Consider the following 17,128-nt stretch of genomic DNA (forward strand, 5'->3'; position numbering starts at 1 on the left):
AAGAATGATGCATATTCCTATCTAACTTGGGTTAACGCCCCGATGTCTGATAGAATGCGGCCATTCGCACGTTTACGTGCTTAGGAATAAGTAGAGAAAGCCAATGTCAATCAAGATTAAAACTGCTGAAGAAATAGAACGCATGCGCATTGCGGGCAAGCTAGCCGCAGAGATTCTAGAAATGATCGAACCACACATCAAAGTTGGTGTGACGACAGAAGAGTTAAACAAAATCTGTCATGAGTACGCTCTAGAAAAAGGCGCATACTCTGCTCCGCTTGATTACCATGGTTTCCCTAAGTCGATCTGTACTTCAATCAACCATATCGTATGCCACGGTATTCCAGCGGAAAAAGACGAAATCGGTAGCAACGGCCAAATGAAGCCGGCGGTACTAAAAGATGGTGACATCTTAAACGTTGATATTACCGTAATCGTTCCAAATGATGAGAATGCCGATCTGAGCGTGCGTCCTCAGGGTTACCATGGTGACACTTCTAAGATGTTCCTAGTCGGTGATGTTTCGCCTGCAAACAAACGTCTGTGCATGGTAGCTCAAGAAGCACTGTACGTTGGTATGCGTACCGTTAAGCCAGGTTCAACGGTTGGTGACATCGGTACAGCTATCGAGAAGTACATCAAAGAGAATAACAAGAACAATCCTCGCAACAAGTTTTCTATTGTGAAAGACTTCTGTGGCCACGGTATCGGCGATGAGTTCCATGAAGAACCACAAGTGGTTCATTACAAGAACAAAGACCGCCGCGTATTAAAAGAAGGCATGTGCTTTACTATTGAGCCGATGATTAACGCAGGTAAATTTGGTTGCTCTGTTGATGCACAAGATGACTGGACTGTTTACACGGGCGACGGCAAGAACTCTGCGCAATGGGAACATACCATTGTTGTAACAAAAGAAGGTTGTGAAGTACTGACGCTTCGTAGCGACGATACGATTCCTCGCCTAATGAAAAACGCGTAAAGCTGACGACCACTCGTTGTTTACTATATCCCTGCTTCGGCGGGGATATTTTTTATCTGCCGCAAATTTGTTAGATTGTTATTAGATTAGCTTGCACGGATGGCAAATATGACACTTCAGTCCCCTCTTACCTTTTCCGATGAACAAATCAATATCGGTGAACTCAAACAAGAATTAGAGAAGTTTAGCTCTAATCAAAACCAAGAGTTTCTCAATCATCATCCGGTAACAAGCTTGGTTTTAGCCAGAGCTGAATATATGGATCTGCTTCTCAATCGTTTGTGGCAACATTTTGGTTTCAAGGATATTTACAACATTTCCCTAGTTGCCGTTGGTGGCTACGGACGAGGCGAGCTGCATCCGCTCTCCGATATCGATATTTTGATTCTGTCGAACAATAAACTGCCAACCGCGTTAGAAGCAAAAATCAGCGAATTCATTACGCTGTTGTGGGATTTAAAACTCGAGGTCGGACACGCTGTTCGCACCGTTACTGAATGTGCTGAAATTGGTAAAGCCGATCTAACGGTCGCGACAAACCTGCAAGAAGCGCGACTGCTGTGTGGAAGCGAGGACACCTTTCAGGCACTGAAGAAAGTCGTGTTATCAGACTCCTTCTGGCCAAGTGAGACGTTTTACCGCGCTAAAATTCAAGAGCAGCGCGAACGCCATGCACGTTACCACGACACGACCTACAACTTAGAACCGGACATTAAATCAACCCCTGGCGGGCTGCGCGATATTCATACATTAAGCTGGGTCGCTCGACGTCACTTTGGTGCTACTTCATTGTTGGAAATGAGCCGATACGGATTTTTAACTGACGCAGAATACCGAGAATTGGTTGAATGTCAGGACTTCCTTTGGCGAGTACGTTTCGCTCTGCACATGGAGCTTCGCCGCTATGACAACCGCTTGACCTTTGCTCATCAAGCACAAGTTGCGGAAAATCTAGGCTACGTCGGAGAAGGCAACCGAGGCGTAGAAATGATGATGAAAGAGTTCTACCGCACGCTTCGTCGTGTGGCAGAGCTCAATAAAATGCTACTCAAACTCTTTGACCAAGCGATCATTAATGGTGGGGCGACAGAAAGTGCCGAGATTATCGATACGGACTTTCAACGTCGCGGTTCTTTAATTGAAGCGCGGAAACCCGCATTGTTCCAAGCTCGCCCAGAAACTATTCTGGATATGTTCTTACATATTGCTAACGACTCAACTATTGAAGGGGTGAGCCCACCAACGCTGCGTCAACTGCGCACCGCTCGGCGTCGGCTCAACAAGTTTTTGCACACCATTCCTGCTGCGCGTGAAAAGTTCATGGCGTTATGTCGTCACCCTAATGCTCTTCACAAAGCATTCAGCCTCATGCACCGATTAGGGGTTATGGCGGCCTATTTACCGCAATGGAGTCAGATTGTTGGTCAAATGCAGTTTGACTTATTCCATGCCTACACCGTTGATGAACACAGTATTCGCTTACTTAAACACATCAATACTTTTAGTGACCCAGAAAATCATGCGAAGCACCCTATTTGCTGTGACGTCTACCCTCGGATGCAAAAGAAAGAGCTGCTGATTATTGCCGCTATTTTCCACGATATCGGGAAAGGTCGTGGCGGCGATCACTCGATTATCGGTGAAGGAGAAGCGTACGACTTCTGCATTGAGCATGGTTTATCGAAGCCCGAAGCGAAACTTGTCGCTTGGTTGGTAAGACATCATCTATTAATGTCTGTCACCGCACAGCGCCGAGATATTTATGATCCTGATGTCATTACCGAGTTTGCCAAAAAAGTCAGAGACGAAGAATCTCTCGATTATCTTGTATGCCTGACAGTTGCAGATATTTGTGCAACCAACCCAGAACTTTGGAATGCTTGGAAACGAACTTTACTTGCGGAGCTGTATTACTCCACACAACGTGCTTTACGTAGAGGCCTAGAGAACCCTGTCGATGTGCGTGAGCGAATTCGCCACAATCAACAAATGGCCTCCGCAATGCTGCGCAAAGAGGGGTTTGCCGCGCGCGAAATTGAAGTATTGTGGCAACGCTTCAAAGCTGACTACTTCCTTCGTCATACCCATACGCAAATCGCGTGGCACTGCGAACACTTACTTCGCATGGAAGATCCGACTAAGCCTTTGGTGTTGATCAGTAAAAAAGCCACTCGTGGCGGCACTGAGGTGTTTGTATATACGAAAGACCAGCCTGCTTTATTTGCGACAGTCGTGGCGGAGTTAGATAGGCGTAATTTTAATGTACACGACGCGCAAATCATGACCAGCAAAGATGGGCACGTGATTGATACCTTTATGGTACTCGATCAACATGGCGAAGCGATCGATGAGTCTCGTCACGCCGCGGTGATTAAACACCTCACTCATGTACTGGAGGCAGGCCGACCAACCAAGATTAAAACGCGCCGTACTCCGAACAAACTTCAGCACTTTAACGTGAAAACCAAAGTCGACTTCTTACCAACCAAAGGTAAAAAACACACTTTAATGGAGTTTGTCGCGCTAGACACACCAGGGCTGTTGGCCAAAGTAGGCCGTACGTTTGCTGATTTAAATATCAACCTTCATGGTGCAAAAATCACCACCATTGGTGAGCGAGCAGAAGACTTGTTTATTTTAACCAGTGATGCAGGGGGAAGATTAAGTGAAGAACAACAGGATGAGCTAAGAGAGAGATTGATCGAAAAGTTATCTGATGAGGTCGCAGCTTAGATCAAACCTGCCAATCTTTTCGGTTCAGGGCGAGAGCGATCTTGCCCACAAGTTAAGCATTTTGGCTAAATATCAGCTATCTAGCTCATACATAGGCTGCTACAGTTATATCAATATCAATTCGATGTAATAGAGGTAGCCTATGTATCCCCACCTCACTGGTTTGGGTATTCACGACCCTAAGCAGATTGAACGTTATTCCCTACGCCAAGAAGCACACAAAGACGTACTCAAGATCTATTTCCACAAGCAAAAAGGCGAACTGTTCGCTAAAAGCGTTAAATTCAAATACCCGCGCCAAATCAAAAATGTTCTTGTGGACAGTGGCAGTCACAAATATAAAGAAGTAACGGAAATCAACCGTAACCTCACATTAGTCATTGATGAACTGAATAAAATCACTAAGCCAACGAAACAACCTGAGGTTGATGTAAAAGAGAAAATTCTTTCAGACCTTCGTCATTTAGAAAAAGTCGTTTCGAGCAAGATCGCAGAGATCGAAGCGGATCTTGAAAAACTAAAGTAAAACGTTAAGTCTTAAATATTAAAAAGGGTTAGCATTGATGCTAACCCTTTTTATTTGTACTCAATCATTATCTAGATCTAACTGCGCCGATTATCGGTTCATCCCACTCAAATCGAGTAAACAATTGCTGCCAAGTTTCATCAAGATTGGCCGTCATGACAATCTCTTGATCGGTAAATGGATGGACAAACCGTAACTCTGAAGCATGCAGTAGCAAACGATGAGAATCAAACTCTGTGCGATACAGCTTGTTGTGCTTTCCATCCCCGTGCGTTGTATCACCCACGATCGGATGGCGTAGATGTGCCATATGACGACGAAGTTGGTGCTTACGCCCCGTTTTAGGTTTCATCTCAACTAAGCAATAACGCGTTGTAGGAAATTTACCCGTCGAATAGGGAACCTCCACTTTAGCCAACGGCTTATATTCCGTCACCGCTTCTTGCGCTTCTTTTTCTTGTGAAGCGAACTTATCAGCAATCTTGTCTAACTCCACTTTGAGTGCGTAATCCAAGACGCCCTCTTCCTCAATCCAACCGCGTACTATCGCGTGGTATGTCTTTTCCATTTTATGTTCAGCAAACATCGGCATGACTTGTGATGCGACTTCACTCGACAAAGCAAACACGAGCACACCAGATGTTGGACGATCCAGACGATGCAATGGGAACACATGCTGACCAATTTGGTCGCGCAAAGTTTGCATGACAAATTGAGTTTCGTGTTTATCTAACCAACTGCGATGCACTAACATGCCGGCAGGCTTGTTGACCGCTACAAAATATTCATCCTGATAAACGATCTCCAACTCAACTGGTTCTGAAGATCGCGCTATTTCTTGTTCTAGCATGCGTTTACTTACACAGTTCGTCAATGGTTCGGATTGTAACAAGCAGCTCTGCGAACTGCGGTTCCTGCTTCCACGCTTCTGAAAAATAGGGCTCGAGAGAAAACCCTCTTGGCAATGGTTGGTTGTTTTCCACTAGCACGTGCATTCTGTCTATAAAGATCCACTGCAACCACTCATGAGGATGCAATGTATCAATCGCAAATGGCTCCACGCTTTGTAAGGCTTGCTCTGAAGGCCTAGTGTGTTGCCACAACTTATGTTCTTTAAGCTGCGTTTCAAGTTGGTGAAGTAAGTCGACCAATTGAGTATTTGTTACCATTAATTCTATCTCGAACCTTGAATTAGCCGAGAATGATACCATTTCTTGTGAAAAGAACGTTAGGACGTCGTATTTAATGGAAAACATTCAAACCCTCACTCAACTGTTGAACAACAGCCACTGTGATTATCAAATCTTCGATCTTGGTCGCCGTATCAAAACCATCGCTAAGAAAGAGTTTACCGATGTAGAAAAAGGTCAAGCACCTTACCCATTTCCAATGCAGCGTAAAGCACACCTTGCCATCGCTTATTGGAATGAACAAAAGCAACCTTGGATTTGGTTTCTAAAGTTTGAATTGGACGAGCGCGGTTTGTTAAAGCAAGCGGATATCGGCAATTTCATTAAATACGTAGTGGAAGCCATGGGAACACGCCTCAATGGTGATATCTCTGAAGAGCAACAGCAAAAGCTGTCTAATAACCCATATACGTTCAAACCTTCCGAAGACAAAATGGCCGTGTTTCATAGCCAGGTCCGCGCGAACCTCGATCTTCCTACCAGCCAATATTATGAGCACACTCAGCATTACTTTTCAGGTGGTTTAGGCTGGGATAATTGGCAAACCGTAGGTCTGCAAGGGATCACCGACATGGCCGCTCGTTTGGACAAAGAGCAAAACGGGGTAATGATACGCAAAGCGTTGAACCACCTACCAAATGAGCCACTTTATGCCCTATTAGGTGCGCTTGAGCATGTAGAGCTTCAAGAGCGTTTAGCAGAACGTATTGCGGAAAAGGCACAGCAAGAAATCGCAAGTAGCGAACCTGATCTCTTCCTACTTTCAGCACTTATCCGAGCCCTTGCTGGTGCACCAACAGAAGTCGCCTCTCCAGTATTAGATGCGATATTGCATAGCCCTCGTTTAAGCCACCAGGAGGTTTTGATTGGTGTGGCGGGTCGCGCTTGGCACTTACTCGCCAATGAAAAGGTAGCAGAACAGTTTTTGCTGCGTTTAGCTCAAACCGGTAATCAAGCCCTATTTAATCAGTTATTTGCCGATTTAGTGATGCTGCCAGAGTTAAGAATGGTGTTATTGCCTTTGCTGCATTCAAACCCATCAGAGGAACTAGCAAATGCGCTAGTAAGCTTACAACAAGCAACAAAAAGCTAAGAAAGGTTCAGGAATGATTGGTGATCTTTTAGCAATTTTAGGGCTCTGCTTTTTCTGTTACCTGTTTTGGCAACAGCGTCGCCAAGCCGAACTCGCAAAAGCGGCCATCACGCGTAAATGTGAGCAATTGGATCTCCAATTAATCAGCATCGCCTTTGGTGCCCATAAACTAAAAACGCCAGACGGAGTCTGGCGTTGGCATACGGTGTATCAATTTGAGTTTTCATCTCTTGGTGACGATTGCTACCAAGGAGAGTTAACCATGGTCGGTTTCAGGCCGCAGAACTTTCACCTACCACCGCATCGCTTGTAAATTCCATTTCAAAGTAAGGACCATATATATCCTTACTTTCTTTTGTTTTAACAAATCCCAGCTTTTTCAGTACCGCCATAGAAGCTTGATGATTGCTATTCACGTTAGCTTTCACCTTATTCAAGCCCAACTCACGGCACGCTTTGGGGAAAAATGCTTTTAGTGCTTCTGTTGCTAACCCTTTACCCCAATATGATTTATCAAAAATAAACCCTAATTCAGGTTCGGAATCGAGATTAGCAATAAACACGTGCCCCATATAGTCACGACTGGTGCTCTCTAGCACTGCCATACTATAAATGTTCTCATCATCCAGTATTTTCTCAAACATCTGTTTGGCAGACGCAACTGTATACGGACCATTCAATTCAGCACGGTTTTTCGCACAGCAATTCAGCATGACGAATTCTAGTTGCAACGACTCATTGTAGGGTAGAAGAAGCATTCTTCTGGTTACTATGGCCACATCTGTTCCTTGATTACAACAAACTTAATCTATCCGCAGATCACAAACTCGATGAGCTGAACATGCTCAATGATTGCGGGCATAACACCTTGTAGAGAAGCCGAAAGTTAAACCAACTGGTTGGAAAGGATATTGATCTGAGTTGTTTTTTATTAAGTGTTATTAGGAATTTATATATTTTGTGATATTGATATCCCCAAGCAACATCGAGATGCTTAATTCAATGAGAACACTGGATATCGTTTTTATATAAGAAAGACCCCGACACATAAGTATCGGGGTCATGGTCTTACTCGCAGCAGTCCGGCTACTAAAAGTGCTCCATGCATCATCCATAATAGTGGCTGATTCCGTCAGCTTATTCCTTACGTCGCCGTCCTAGCGGTGTCCTTATCATCCTGACTGCTAACATTCCTCGTTAGCACACGTCACTTGTTCCTTGAGCGGTGTCCCTTGCATCTTCCTGATGCTGTCCATAACCTCAATCCTAGAGGGTCCATTGTCTATCCTTAGTCATCAACATCCTATTGATGATCGTATCCTTACAATGTCCTACGCTCCATGCTTGATTAATCATCCTGACCAACCAAATCGTCTTCCTGACGATAACCAAATCCTTGGTGCTTTCCTGTTCCATGTCTGCTTCCTGCTGACAACTCTCAATTTACGCCTTTTCCAAAAATAGACAATCTATCCAAGATAAATATTTGGCTCTCACATTGGTTAACAAGTTGTTAAATCATTATTTATCATAAACTTAAGCTCTTTATCTTCTCTTTTCCCGCTTACGAAATCGTTTTCTCTCACAACCTATGTAAGAGATCTCTCACACTACACTCTCCAAAATGCCATTCGCCAAATTAGCGCACTCAACGTATGATGATAGATATATCGTTGTTAAGGATTAAAAATGTTAACTCAAGACGTTACTAAAGAATTAGAAGCGGTAATGGAACAACTGCAACAACAAGGAAAAGAACCAACCGTAGCGTTAGTGAAAGCACGCTTGAAAACGCCCGTCCCAATGCCTGCATTAATCACCGCAATAAAAAGTTGGAAAAGTGCTCAGCGTGTTCCCAAGGTTGAAGTCGCAGCACAAGCGCACACCGATAATGATCGTCTTGCAGCGCTAGAAAGCACGGTGAAAAAATTAGTGGCTCGTATTGAAGAGCTAGAAGCCAAGCTAAGTGAGAAATCATCATGAAGTTATGGGTAGATGCAGACGCGTGTCCAAAAGTTATTCGCGAAACCATTGTGCGTGCCGCCGAGCGTACGGGGATTGAATGTACGTTTGTCGCTAACCACGTTGTCCCTGTGCCGAAAAGAGACAACATCCATTCGCTACAAGTCCCTGCGGGATTTGACATCGCAGACAACGAAATCGTCAAGCGTGTAGAAGCCAACGATTTGGTGATCACGTCAGATATTCCGCTTGCAGATGAGGTTATCTCTAAAGGCGCTCAAGCCCTCAGTTCTCGTGGCGAGCTCTATACAAAAGACACCATCAAAGCTCGCCTAAATATCCGCGACTTTATGGAAACCATGCGTTCAAGCGGAATTCAGACAGGTGGGCCCGCCGCGCTTTCTCAAACCGATCGACGCGAATTTGCAAACCATTTGGATCGTATTTTGGCGAAATTTAAGAAGTAACCCTCACTCTATTCAAATTGAGCCAGCAAATAAAAGCCTGGCTCATTCCTGAAAATTCATTCTCAGCATTGCACCCAAAGCGTGCTCTTACTCCCATTTGTTTTGTTCTGTTTATTTTTCATCTCGCTCACCATAGCTTCAATATGCAACGTGGTTTATTTTGAACGACGTTTTTAATAAGTGTATAGAGAATAATGGGCTTTAACATCGTTTCCAGTGGAAGCTACCTGCCAACGAATCAATGGTCTGATCGAGAGATGGATCACTTCCTAAAATTAGCGCCAGGGACCTGCCGAAATAAATTCGACGTTGAATATCGTCATGTAGCCAATACAAAAGAGACCGCTATTTACATGGCGGTGCAGGCAATAGAGCAGTGTTTAGGAAACACACATACCTTAAGCTCCGTTGATCTCCTTATCTACGCTAGCGGTACACACCACCAGTCTCTACCCTACGACGCTTCAGCGGTTCTCGCCGCGTTAGACGCTCCAACATGGCTAGAAAGCTTTGATTTGAACAGCACCTGTTTATCCTTTCTCTCTGCGCTTGATCTTGCTCAGAGTCTATTCTTAGCAAAACGGTACCGTCGGATTCTTATTGTCACCAGCGAACTCGCCACTGGCATCACACTGAATCGAAATTTTACGCTCAAACCAGAAGTTGCAACCTTATTCGCGGACGGTGCCGCCGCATTTTTGCTCGAAGAACACAACGATGATGGATTGCTCACCAGTCACTTTGAAACGCATCATACCGGGTATTCATTTTGTCAAATTAAGGGCGGAGGTAGTCATATCAATCCGCATACCTCCGAGCATCAAGCCTATTTAAAAAGTTGCCAGTTTGAGATGGAGGGCAAAGCACTCTTTAAACATGTGCGTAAAGCCTTACCAGCGTTTCTAAAAAAAGGGTTTGACGCCTCTCCGGTAACACTCGGCGATATTGATTATTTTCTTCCTCATCAAGCCAGCGCGCATGGATTAAAAAAACTGCCTTCACTCACCGGGCTACCAACAGAGAAAACCGTTAATCACTTTTCGACTTTGGGAAACCAAGTCGCCGCCTCACTCCCAATTAACTTACACTGGCTGCGTAATCAGCCAGAAACCGCAGGAAAACATGTGTTATTAGCTGGCACCGCCGCAGGGTTGTCACTAGGGATGGGAGTGCTAAAACTATGAAGATATTGGTCACTGGTGGCAGCGGGATGTTGGGTAGCGCAATTCTGAGAATGTTTCACCAGCAGCATGAACTGCATTTTACAGCACGAAATACAGTCATCGCTAAACAACTCGCCGAGCAATTCGATGTTATCCCACATATAGTCGATTTAAGAGACCACTCAGCAGTTCATGCGGTATGCCAAGGTATGGATGCAATCATCCATTGTGCCGCTCTCTCAAGCCCATGGGGAAAATGGCAGGCGTTTTATCAAGCCAATGTAGATGCCACCAAAAACCTCGTCAATGCGGCTAATACCCATCAAATCTCGCGTTTTATCCATATTTCCTCCACCAGCGTCTACTTTGACCATCAAGACCGTTGGAATATTCGAGAAACCGGCGCCATAGCTTCATACTGGTGTAATGATTATGCACACACAAAATACCTATCGGAAATTGAAGCCGTAAAAGGCCAAAGCAAAGCGATCATTTTAAGACCGCGTGGCATTTTTGGACCCAATGATCGCGCGATTGTCCCAAGAGTGCTTAAGGCGATAAAAAACAACACTCTGCTTCTGCCATCGGGTAGAAATCCTGTGGTTGATCTGACTTATGTCGATAACGTTGCCCATGCAGCGATGCTCGCTTGCACTCAGGCAGACCGACTTCAGCATGGTGATGTGTTCAACATTTCCAACAACGAACCAATGCCAATTGAGACTGTTCTGCAAGCTTTATGTGAGGGGTTAAACCTAAAAGTAACGTTACAATCATTACCATATGGCGTTGTATCACCATTATTAAAGCTCAGTGAGCAAATACGAAGGCACCTACCACATCAGCCAGAACCAAGGCTCACCTCATACAGCGCAGGATTATTTAACTATCATCAAACTCTGGATATCAGCAAGGCTAAACAAACACTGAATTATCAACCGCTTTTTTCAATTCAAGAAGGAATACAGCAGTATGCAAACTGGTCTAAAAATAAAAATCTTTGAGGCTGGACACTGCGTACACCCAGGCTTTGTTGTCAAACCAGGTTCTGGTATCAAGCCTAGAGCATTTCCGGCAGCCGTTGCGTTAATTCAGCACCCAACACAAGGCAACATCCTGTTTGACACGGGATATCACGAGCATTTTTTTAGCGCGACTCGTCCCTTCCCTGAACGTTTTTATGCTTGGACAACACCTTGTCGCTATAAAAAAGAACACGGAATTGTTGCGCAGTTAGCAAAAGAAAGTCTCAAACCTCATGATATTGAACACTTAGTGCTCTCCCACTTCCATGCTGATCACATTGCGGCCGTGTCTGAGTTTTCCCACTCTCAATTGCATTGCCAACAAAAAGGGGTGGATGCAATTACTAAAAGTGGTCGAATTGGAGGCGTAAGAAAAGGATACCTAAAAGCTCTACTTCCTCCACAACTTGAATCTAACTTATTCATTCATAGTGATTTTTCTGTATCAATCAGCCAAATTCTTCCTCAGTGCCAAGGTGTTAATTTGCTCTGTAAAGACATGTTCGACGATGGATTTATTTATATGGTTAGCTTGCCAGGCCATGCAGCTGGCCAAGTGGGCTTGCTGGTTAAAAGAGACCAAGGTTGGCTGTTCTTACTCGCCGATGCATGCTGGTTAATCGAGAGCTTGAGTGAAAATATCGATCAACATTGGCTGGCGAACATGCTTTGCGATGATACAAAAGCCTACAAAAACACCCTCTCCGAGTTGAGAAGTTGCTACCAACAAACCCACCACTTTGTTCGCTTCGTGCCTTCACATTGTCAGGAAACTATCCAGCAGCTAATCAAAGAAGGATGGATGAAGTGAGAACGCTTATCTCAGAATTCTGGCGAACCCGCTACCGCCCCTTCGGCTCAAGGGAACAAGTCGAAACATGGCAGCAACAACACTTAACGCAACACTTGGATTGGGTATGCCGCCATTCACCGTATTACCGCTCACTTCAAGGTGCACCACTCAGTGATTTCCCTATCATGAATAAGCAAACCATGATGGAGAACCTTTCAGAGTTGAATACGAAGGGCTTAGATGCTGAACAGTTAATGCAGCAGGCACTCAAAGCAGAGCAGTCACGCAACTTTGCCGCTTCGAAAGTTGGCGATGTTACGGTTGGGCTTTCTTCGGGCACATCAGGCATGCGCGGGCTGTTTCTTGCTGACAAACAGGAAACGCAACTGTGGGCTGGCAATATATTGGCTCGCCTGTTGCCCAACCTATGGCAAAAGCACCGAATTGCGCTAGCCTTGCGCGCCAACAGCCCACTGTATAAATCCGTCGCGAAAGGCCCTGTCACATTCTTTTATGCGGATTTAACTAAACCTTACCAAGAATGGATAAAAGAATTGGATGAGTTCCAACCCACGCTTTTGGTTGGTAGTGCGCAAGCTCTTCAGCTCTGCGCCCAGTTCAGCGGTCAATTTGGTCAACCCGCAATTCAACCACAGCGGATCATTTCTGGTGCAGAAGTCCTAACTGAGAGTGACCGTCACTTTATTTCTCAACGGTTCGACAGCGAACTCCATGAAGTCTATCAATGTACCGAAGGTTTTCTTGCATGTACTGAACAGCATGGACAAATGCGCTGGAATCAAGATGTTGTTTACATCGAAAAACATTGGCTGAATACCGAACGTACTCATTACAGCCCAATTATCACCGATTTTCGTCGTAAAACTCAGCCCATTATTCGTTATCAGCTCGACGATATTATTGAGAATAAACAGGATAATGGCGTATTTGAACCTCTTGGCGCGATTGCCGGACGATGTGGTGATCGCCTCACGCTAAACGCAAACCACGTCCCAGTGACGGTGTTACCAGATCTCATCTACCGCGCTATAACACTATCCGCCCAAAGTCGCGTGGATTACCGAATCACCCAAACAGGGTCACAAGCCATTCAAATTGAAGCGGATGTTCACCACCATCGGGTTATACATCAAGCCTTGATAAAGTTGTTTGACCAATTGCGGCTTGATCCTGTCAGATTTAGTTACCGCCCTGCGCCTATTTGGACGCCAATGAATAAACAACGACGTGTGGTGAACATATGCGGGTCTTAATCACCGGAGCCCGAGCACCAGTTGCACTAGAGTGGGCAACCATGTGTATGCATCATGGGCATGAAGTAATTCTCACCGATTCGCTAAAAAAGCCTCTGGGATCATTTTTGCGAGGTATCGAGTCTTATATACCCACCGCTTCACCTCGATTTACGTTTCCCACCTATCAACAGCAGATCCTAAAAATCATTACTCAGATGCGTATTGATATAGTGATACCCACTTGTGAAGAAGTTTATTACTTGGCTCATGTTGCCAAACAATGCCCAGAAGTAGATTTTTTTCTGCCCAATGTGGGACTACTCAATGCCCTGCACAACAAGTTGACCGTCTTTGAACAGCTTCAAGGTTTGCCAGAAATCACACTTCCAAAAACTCGTTTGGTCGCTGATAAAAGTGAGATTGAAATTAATAAGAGAACCGTTCTAAAACCCGTTTACTCTCGGTTTGGCGGGCAAGTCATAAGAGATGTGACGACTCAGTCTATTTCTGCCGCCACGATATCGCCCCTTTTCCCTTGGGTTCAGCAACAAAAAATCCATGGGACTCCGGTGTGTAACTATGCCATTTTTGAACATGGTGACCTTAAAGCACACCAAGCTTATGTGCCGAAATACTGTGTAAACGGCTCGGCCGCCAGTGCTTTTCAGCCGATCTCGTGCGAACGACTAGATACATTTATCGCAGCTTTTGGTAAACGTCATACTTATCATGGGCAAGTGTCGTTTGACTTCATCAAATCACAAGATGAACTCTACGTGATTGAATGTAACCCAAGAGCCACCAGTGGTTTGCACCTACTCTCGTCTCGATGCAACCAACTGCTTCCTAATATGGAGTTTACCAGTCCTTCCGAGCAGCGATTGCATCATTTAGGTCCAATAACACTCATCGCTGAAGGCGGGTTATCCCTGTTCAAGGCTCGAACTTGGCTAGATTGGTGGTCTGGAGTGAATGTGATGCAACAGCATAACTTACCGGTCGGGAGCCAAATCCGGAGTATGTTTGAATTACTCCGGTTAGCTAGGCAGAACAAGACGAAGTGGAGCGACGCTTCTACCGTTGATATTGAGTGGAATGGAGAGGCATTGAACTCATGACACTTTCCTCTCAAGAATGGCATCAAACCTTTATCACTCTCATGCAGTCAAATCCTATTGATGAATGCACAGCAAGCTTTGGTTGCTACTATATCGATGACGTTGCCATTCCTTACTCCGTAACACCAAAAATACCAAACAACTGTTATGCAGTCTCCCCTATGACACTGCTTAGTGGCTACGCCGAAGAAGAGCTTCACAAAGTCAAAAATGTGGCTGTTCGATGGGTATGTAAGTTACTTATTAATATGACTAAACCAATCTTATCACTGGCTGGATTGGATCAAGTCCAAACGCTCAACAATCAGTGCTTGTCCACCAATATGTATAGCGAACAATGGGCAGCCTTAAATCTCGATGAACTGCGTCGCGTCGCACGCGATCAATACCCCACCTTTCCCTTGGTGCTTCGCTCCCTCAACCAGCGTCAGCATTTACACTTAATTCAGCGATTGAAGCAGCCAAAATGGCAAAGCTTGGTAACACGACAAGTGTATTTACTTGATGATTGGCAAGCGTTCAGCTTCAACCGAGATTTAACGAAAGACTTCAAACTGCTTAATGATAAAGATTGGCAGTTTAGGCCACTGACCACTGATGAAGAGTTTCAGCGTGCCAAAGAGTTATATGACATGCTTTACCTTGATAAATACAGCCTCAATAACATACAGTTTTCAACCCAATATTTAAAACAGGCGAGCCAGAACAAATTAGTACAGTTAGTGGGACTGTTTTATCAAGAAGAGATGCTGGCTACGTTAGGCATTGTAGAAATTGATAATGATATGACTTGCCCAATTTTTGGCTACGATACCAATAAGCCACAACGCCTCGCATTGTATCGTCGAATATCGGCCTATACCATCCGCCACGCAATGATATTCCAGCGTCGCTTTAATATGAGCTCAGGTGCTCCGGCTTTTAAACGCAACAGAAAAGCCCGGCCAGAAATTGAATTTAGCTATGTTTATATTGCGCACTTACCTTGGTACAAACGCATAATTTGGAAAAGCTTATGCTGGCTCACTCAGCACTTTTATCGCCCTTTGTTGATGCGTTTTCAGCTATAAACCGACATCTATAATCAGGTAAGCCTGCGTACACAGTCTCAATCGATAAAAAAGCCTGCGACGTTCGCAGGCTTTTTATAATGGAGCTGTGTGAGGTAACCGTTTTCTACGGTGTGTAGTATGTTGCTGCGCCAGGGCCTACTGGTAAACCAAATACGAATACCCATAGGTAGAACAGCACACTCCAACCTACAATGAAGCAGATTGAGTAAGGTAGCATGGTCGCGATCAGCGTACCGATACCTAAGTTCTTCATGTAACGAGTCGCTACGGCAAGAATCAAACCAAAGTAGCTCATCATTGGAGTAATGATGTTTGTCGTCGAGTCACCAATTCGGTAAGCAGCCTGAATCGTTTCCGGTGCATAACCAACAAGCATCAACATAGGAACAAAAATCGGAGCCGTTACTGCCCACTGTGCCGATGCCGAACCAATCATTAGGTTGATAAATCCACACATCAGGATGAAGGCAAAGAACAACATTGGGCCAGTTAAGCCAATTTCTTGCAGGAAGCTAGCGCCAGCAACCGCGAATACCTGACCGAAGTTAGTCCATTTAAAGAAAGCAACGAACTGAGCCGCAAAGAAAACTAATACAATGTACATGCCCATAGAAGACATAGATTTCGCCATTGCATCAATTACATCGCGATCCGTCTTCATCGTGCCAACAACTTTACCAAACACAAAGCCTGGAATAGCAAAGAACACAAAGATGAATGCCACGATACTTTTCAGGAATGGTGAACCTGCAATTGTACCTGCATCAGAACGTAGAATGCCGTCTTCTGGAACAACCGTCCAAGCAAGCAGCGCTGAAACAACCAGTACAGCAACACCTGCTAGTTTTAGGCCTTTCTTCTCAATGTCTGTTAAGCCACCCATTTTGTCGTTCGACAAATCTTCTGAGGCTTCTTCTTCACTGTATTTGCCAAGCTTTGGCTCAACAATTTTTTCAGTAACAAACGCACCTGTGATTGCAATGAAGAATGTCGACACAAACATGAAGTACCAGTTAACTTCTGGACCAACAGTGTAAGTTGGGTCGATCATTTGCGCCGCCGTTTCAGTAATGCCTGACAACAGCGGGTCAACCGTACCAATAAGTAGGTTTGCTGAGTAACCACCAGATACACCAGCGAACGCCGCAGCAAGACCGGCAAGTGGGTGACGACCTAAAGAATGGAACAGCATTGCAGCCAGTGGAATAAGTACCACATAGCCAAGCTCTGATGCCGTATTTGAAATGATACCCGCGAAAACGACCGTCACTGTTACCATGCGTTGAGATGCACCCATGACTAAGCCACGCATTGCTGCAGATAGCAAGCCTGAGTATTCAGCAATAGCAACACCCAACATAGCAACCAATACCGTACCCAAAGGTGCAAAGCCGACAAAGTTTTTCACTAGATTGGTAACGATTAGCTCAAGGCCATCAGCGTTAAGCAAGCTAACGACATGAATCATGCCATCCGCGGCACGACCTTTTGCACCCTCAGGACGAGGGTCAACTACGGAAACTTCGAAGTATCCTGCAATACCCGACATCACCAGAATGGCTAAACAGAAAATGGCAAATAGTGTGATCGGGTGGGGTAATAAGTTCCCCAAATATTCGACAGTATCCAAAAAGCGCGTAAACAGCGGCTTCTTAGGCGAGTTTTGTTTAATTGAATCAGATGAACTCATCTGTTCCCTCCTTGTTTTTATTCCTATGCAAATGTGACAAAAATGTCAAAAAGCGTG

17 protein-coding genes are annotated in these 17,128 nt (G+C 44.9%); 13 read left to right on the top strand and 4 right to left on the bottom strand.

The features are described 5' to 3' along the window. The first annotated feature begins 103 nt into the window (after window positions 1–103). From map to N646_RS06860, 3 genes are all read left to right on the top strand, one after another. Window positions 104–982, top strand: coding sequence for a type I methionyl aminopeptidase (map, locus tag N646_RS06850; protein ID WP_005380326.1), 879 nt, complete (start codon window positions 104–106; stop codon window positions 980–982). Window positions 983–1,090: 108 nt separating this feature from the next. Further along, window positions 1,091–3,715: a bifunctional uridylyltransferase/uridylyl-removing protein GlnD gene (glnD, locus tag N646_RS06855; protein ID WP_017820754.1), complete on the top strand. Its 2,625-nt coding sequence runs from the start codon at window positions 1,091–1,093 to the stop codon at window positions 3,713–3,715. Window positions 3,716–3,857: 142 nt separating this feature from the next. Continuing rightward, the gene (locus tag N646_RS06860) at window positions 3,858–4,241 is read left to right on the top strand and encodes a DUF3461 family protein (protein ID WP_005380322.1); all 384 of its coding nucleotides are present in this window, start codon (window positions 3,858–3,860) and stop codon (window positions 4,239–4,241) included. Between the two features lie 67 nt (window positions 4,242–4,308). Here N646_RS06860 and truC read toward each other — a convergent pair whose 3' ends face one another. Together truC and N646_RS06870 are read right to left on the bottom strand one after the other, a co-directional pair. Then, window positions 4,309–5,091 carry a tRNA pseudouridine(65) synthase TruC gene (gene truC, locus N646_RS06865; RefSeq protein ID WP_017820755.1) on the bottom strand — a complete coding sequence of 261 codons (783 nt, stop codon included), beginning with the start codon at window positions 5,089–5,091 and terminating at the stop codon, window positions 4,309–4,311. Window positions 5,092–5,095: 4 nt separating this feature from the next. Further along, window positions 5,096–5,410 (bottom strand): YqcC family protein, encoded by a 315-nt coding sequence (locus tag N646_RS06870; RefSeq protein ID WP_005391784.1) that lies wholly within the window; start codon window positions 5,408–5,410, stop codon window positions 5,096–5,098. A gap of 76 nt (window positions 5,411–5,486) precedes the next feature. On the opposite strand from N646_RS06870, the gene N646_RS06875 reads away from it, so the two are divergent. Together N646_RS06875 and N646_RS06880 are read left to right on the top strand one after the other, a co-directional pair. Next, entirely contained in the window at window positions 5,487–6,524 is a 1,038-nt protein-coding gene (locus N646_RS06875) for a DUF3549 family protein (protein ID WP_017820757.1), read from the top strand. A gap of 13 nt (window positions 6,525–6,537) precedes the next feature. Further along, complete coding sequence (locus tag N646_RS06880; protein WP_005380315.1) at window positions 6,538–6,837, top strand: DUF3301 domain-containing protein; 300 nt, start codon at window positions 6,538–6,540, stop codon at window positions 6,835–6,837. On the opposite strand, the gene N646_RS06885 is transcribed toward N646_RS06880, so the two are convergent. Further along, a complete protein-coding gene (locus tag N646_RS06885; protein WP_005385338.1) occupies window positions 6,797–7,282 on the bottom strand; it encodes a GNAT family N-acetyltransferase in 486 nt (161 codons plus the stop codon). The genes N646_RS06880 and N646_RS06885 overlap by 41 nt on opposite strands. A gap of 931 nt (window positions 7,283–8,213) precedes the next feature. On the opposite strand from N646_RS06885, the gene N646_RS06890 reads away from it, so the two are divergent. From N646_RS06890 to N646_RS06925, 8 genes are all read left to right on the top strand, one after another. Next, a complete protein-coding gene (locus tag N646_RS06890; RefSeq protein ID WP_012841496.1) occupies window positions 8,214–8,507 on the top strand; it encodes a hypothetical protein in 294 nt (97 codons plus the stop codon). Beyond that, a complete protein-coding gene (locus N646_RS06895) occupies window positions 8,504–8,953 on the top strand; it encodes a YaiI/YqxD family protein (RefSeq protein WP_005380310.1) in 450 nt (149 codons plus the stop codon). Before N646_RS06890 ends, N646_RS06895 begins: the two co-directional genes overlap by 4 nt. Window positions 8,954–9,147: 194 nt before the next feature. Next, window positions 9,148–10,137, top strand: coding sequence for a ketoacyl-ACP synthase III (locus N646_RS06900; protein ID WP_005385334.1), 990 nt, complete (start codon window positions 9,148–9,150; stop codon window positions 10,135–10,137). Next, the gene (locus N646_RS06905) at window positions 10,134–11,120 is read left to right on the top strand and encodes an NAD-dependent epimerase/dehydratase family protein (RefSeq protein WP_017820758.1); all 987 of its coding nucleotides are present in this window, start codon (window positions 10,134–10,136) and stop codon (window positions 11,118–11,120) included. Before N646_RS06900 ends, N646_RS06905 begins: the two co-directional genes overlap by 4 nt. Beyond that, a complete protein-coding gene (locus tag N646_RS06910; RefSeq protein WP_017820759.1) occupies window positions 11,089–11,952 on the top strand; it encodes an MBL fold metallo-hydrolase in 864 nt (287 codons plus the stop codon). The genes N646_RS06905 and N646_RS06910 overlap by 32 nt, the downstream gene beginning before the upstream one ends. Further along, a complete protein-coding gene (locus N646_RS06915) occupies window positions 11,940–13,208 on the top strand; it encodes a F390 synthetase-related protein (RefSeq protein WP_017820760.1) in 1,269 nt (422 codons plus the stop codon). Before N646_RS06910 ends, N646_RS06915 begins: the two co-directional genes overlap by 13 nt. Continuing rightward, complete coding sequence (locus tag N646_RS06920) at window positions 13,196–14,308, top strand: ATP-grasp domain-containing protein (protein ID WP_017820761.1); 1,113 nt, start codon at window positions 13,196–13,198, stop codon at window positions 14,306–14,308. The genes N646_RS06915 and N646_RS06920 overlap by 13 nt, the downstream gene beginning before the upstream one ends. Then, a complete protein-coding gene (locus N646_RS06925) occupies window positions 14,305–15,378 on the top strand; it encodes a hypothetical protein (protein WP_017820762.1) in 1,074 nt (357 codons plus the stop codon). The genes N646_RS06920 and N646_RS06925 overlap by 4 nt, the downstream gene beginning before the upstream one ends. A 106-nt stretch (window positions 15,379–15,484) precedes the next feature. Here the strand turns inward: N646_RS06925 and N646_RS06930 are convergent, their stop codons facing one another. After that, the gene (locus N646_RS06930) at window positions 15,485–17,071 is read right to left on the bottom strand and encodes an AbgT family transporter (RefSeq protein WP_005380301.1); all 1,587 of its coding nucleotides are present in this window, start codon (window positions 17,069–17,071) and stop codon (window positions 15,485–15,487) included. Between the last annotated feature and the right edge of the window lie 57 nt (window positions 17,072–17,128).

Origin of the sequence: Vibrio alginolyticus NBRC 15630 = ATCC 17749, assembly GCF_000354175.2 — a bacterium.
Classification (GTDB): Bacteria; Pseudomonadota; Gammaproteobacteria; order Enterobacterales; family Vibrionaceae; genus Vibrio; species Vibrio alginolyticus.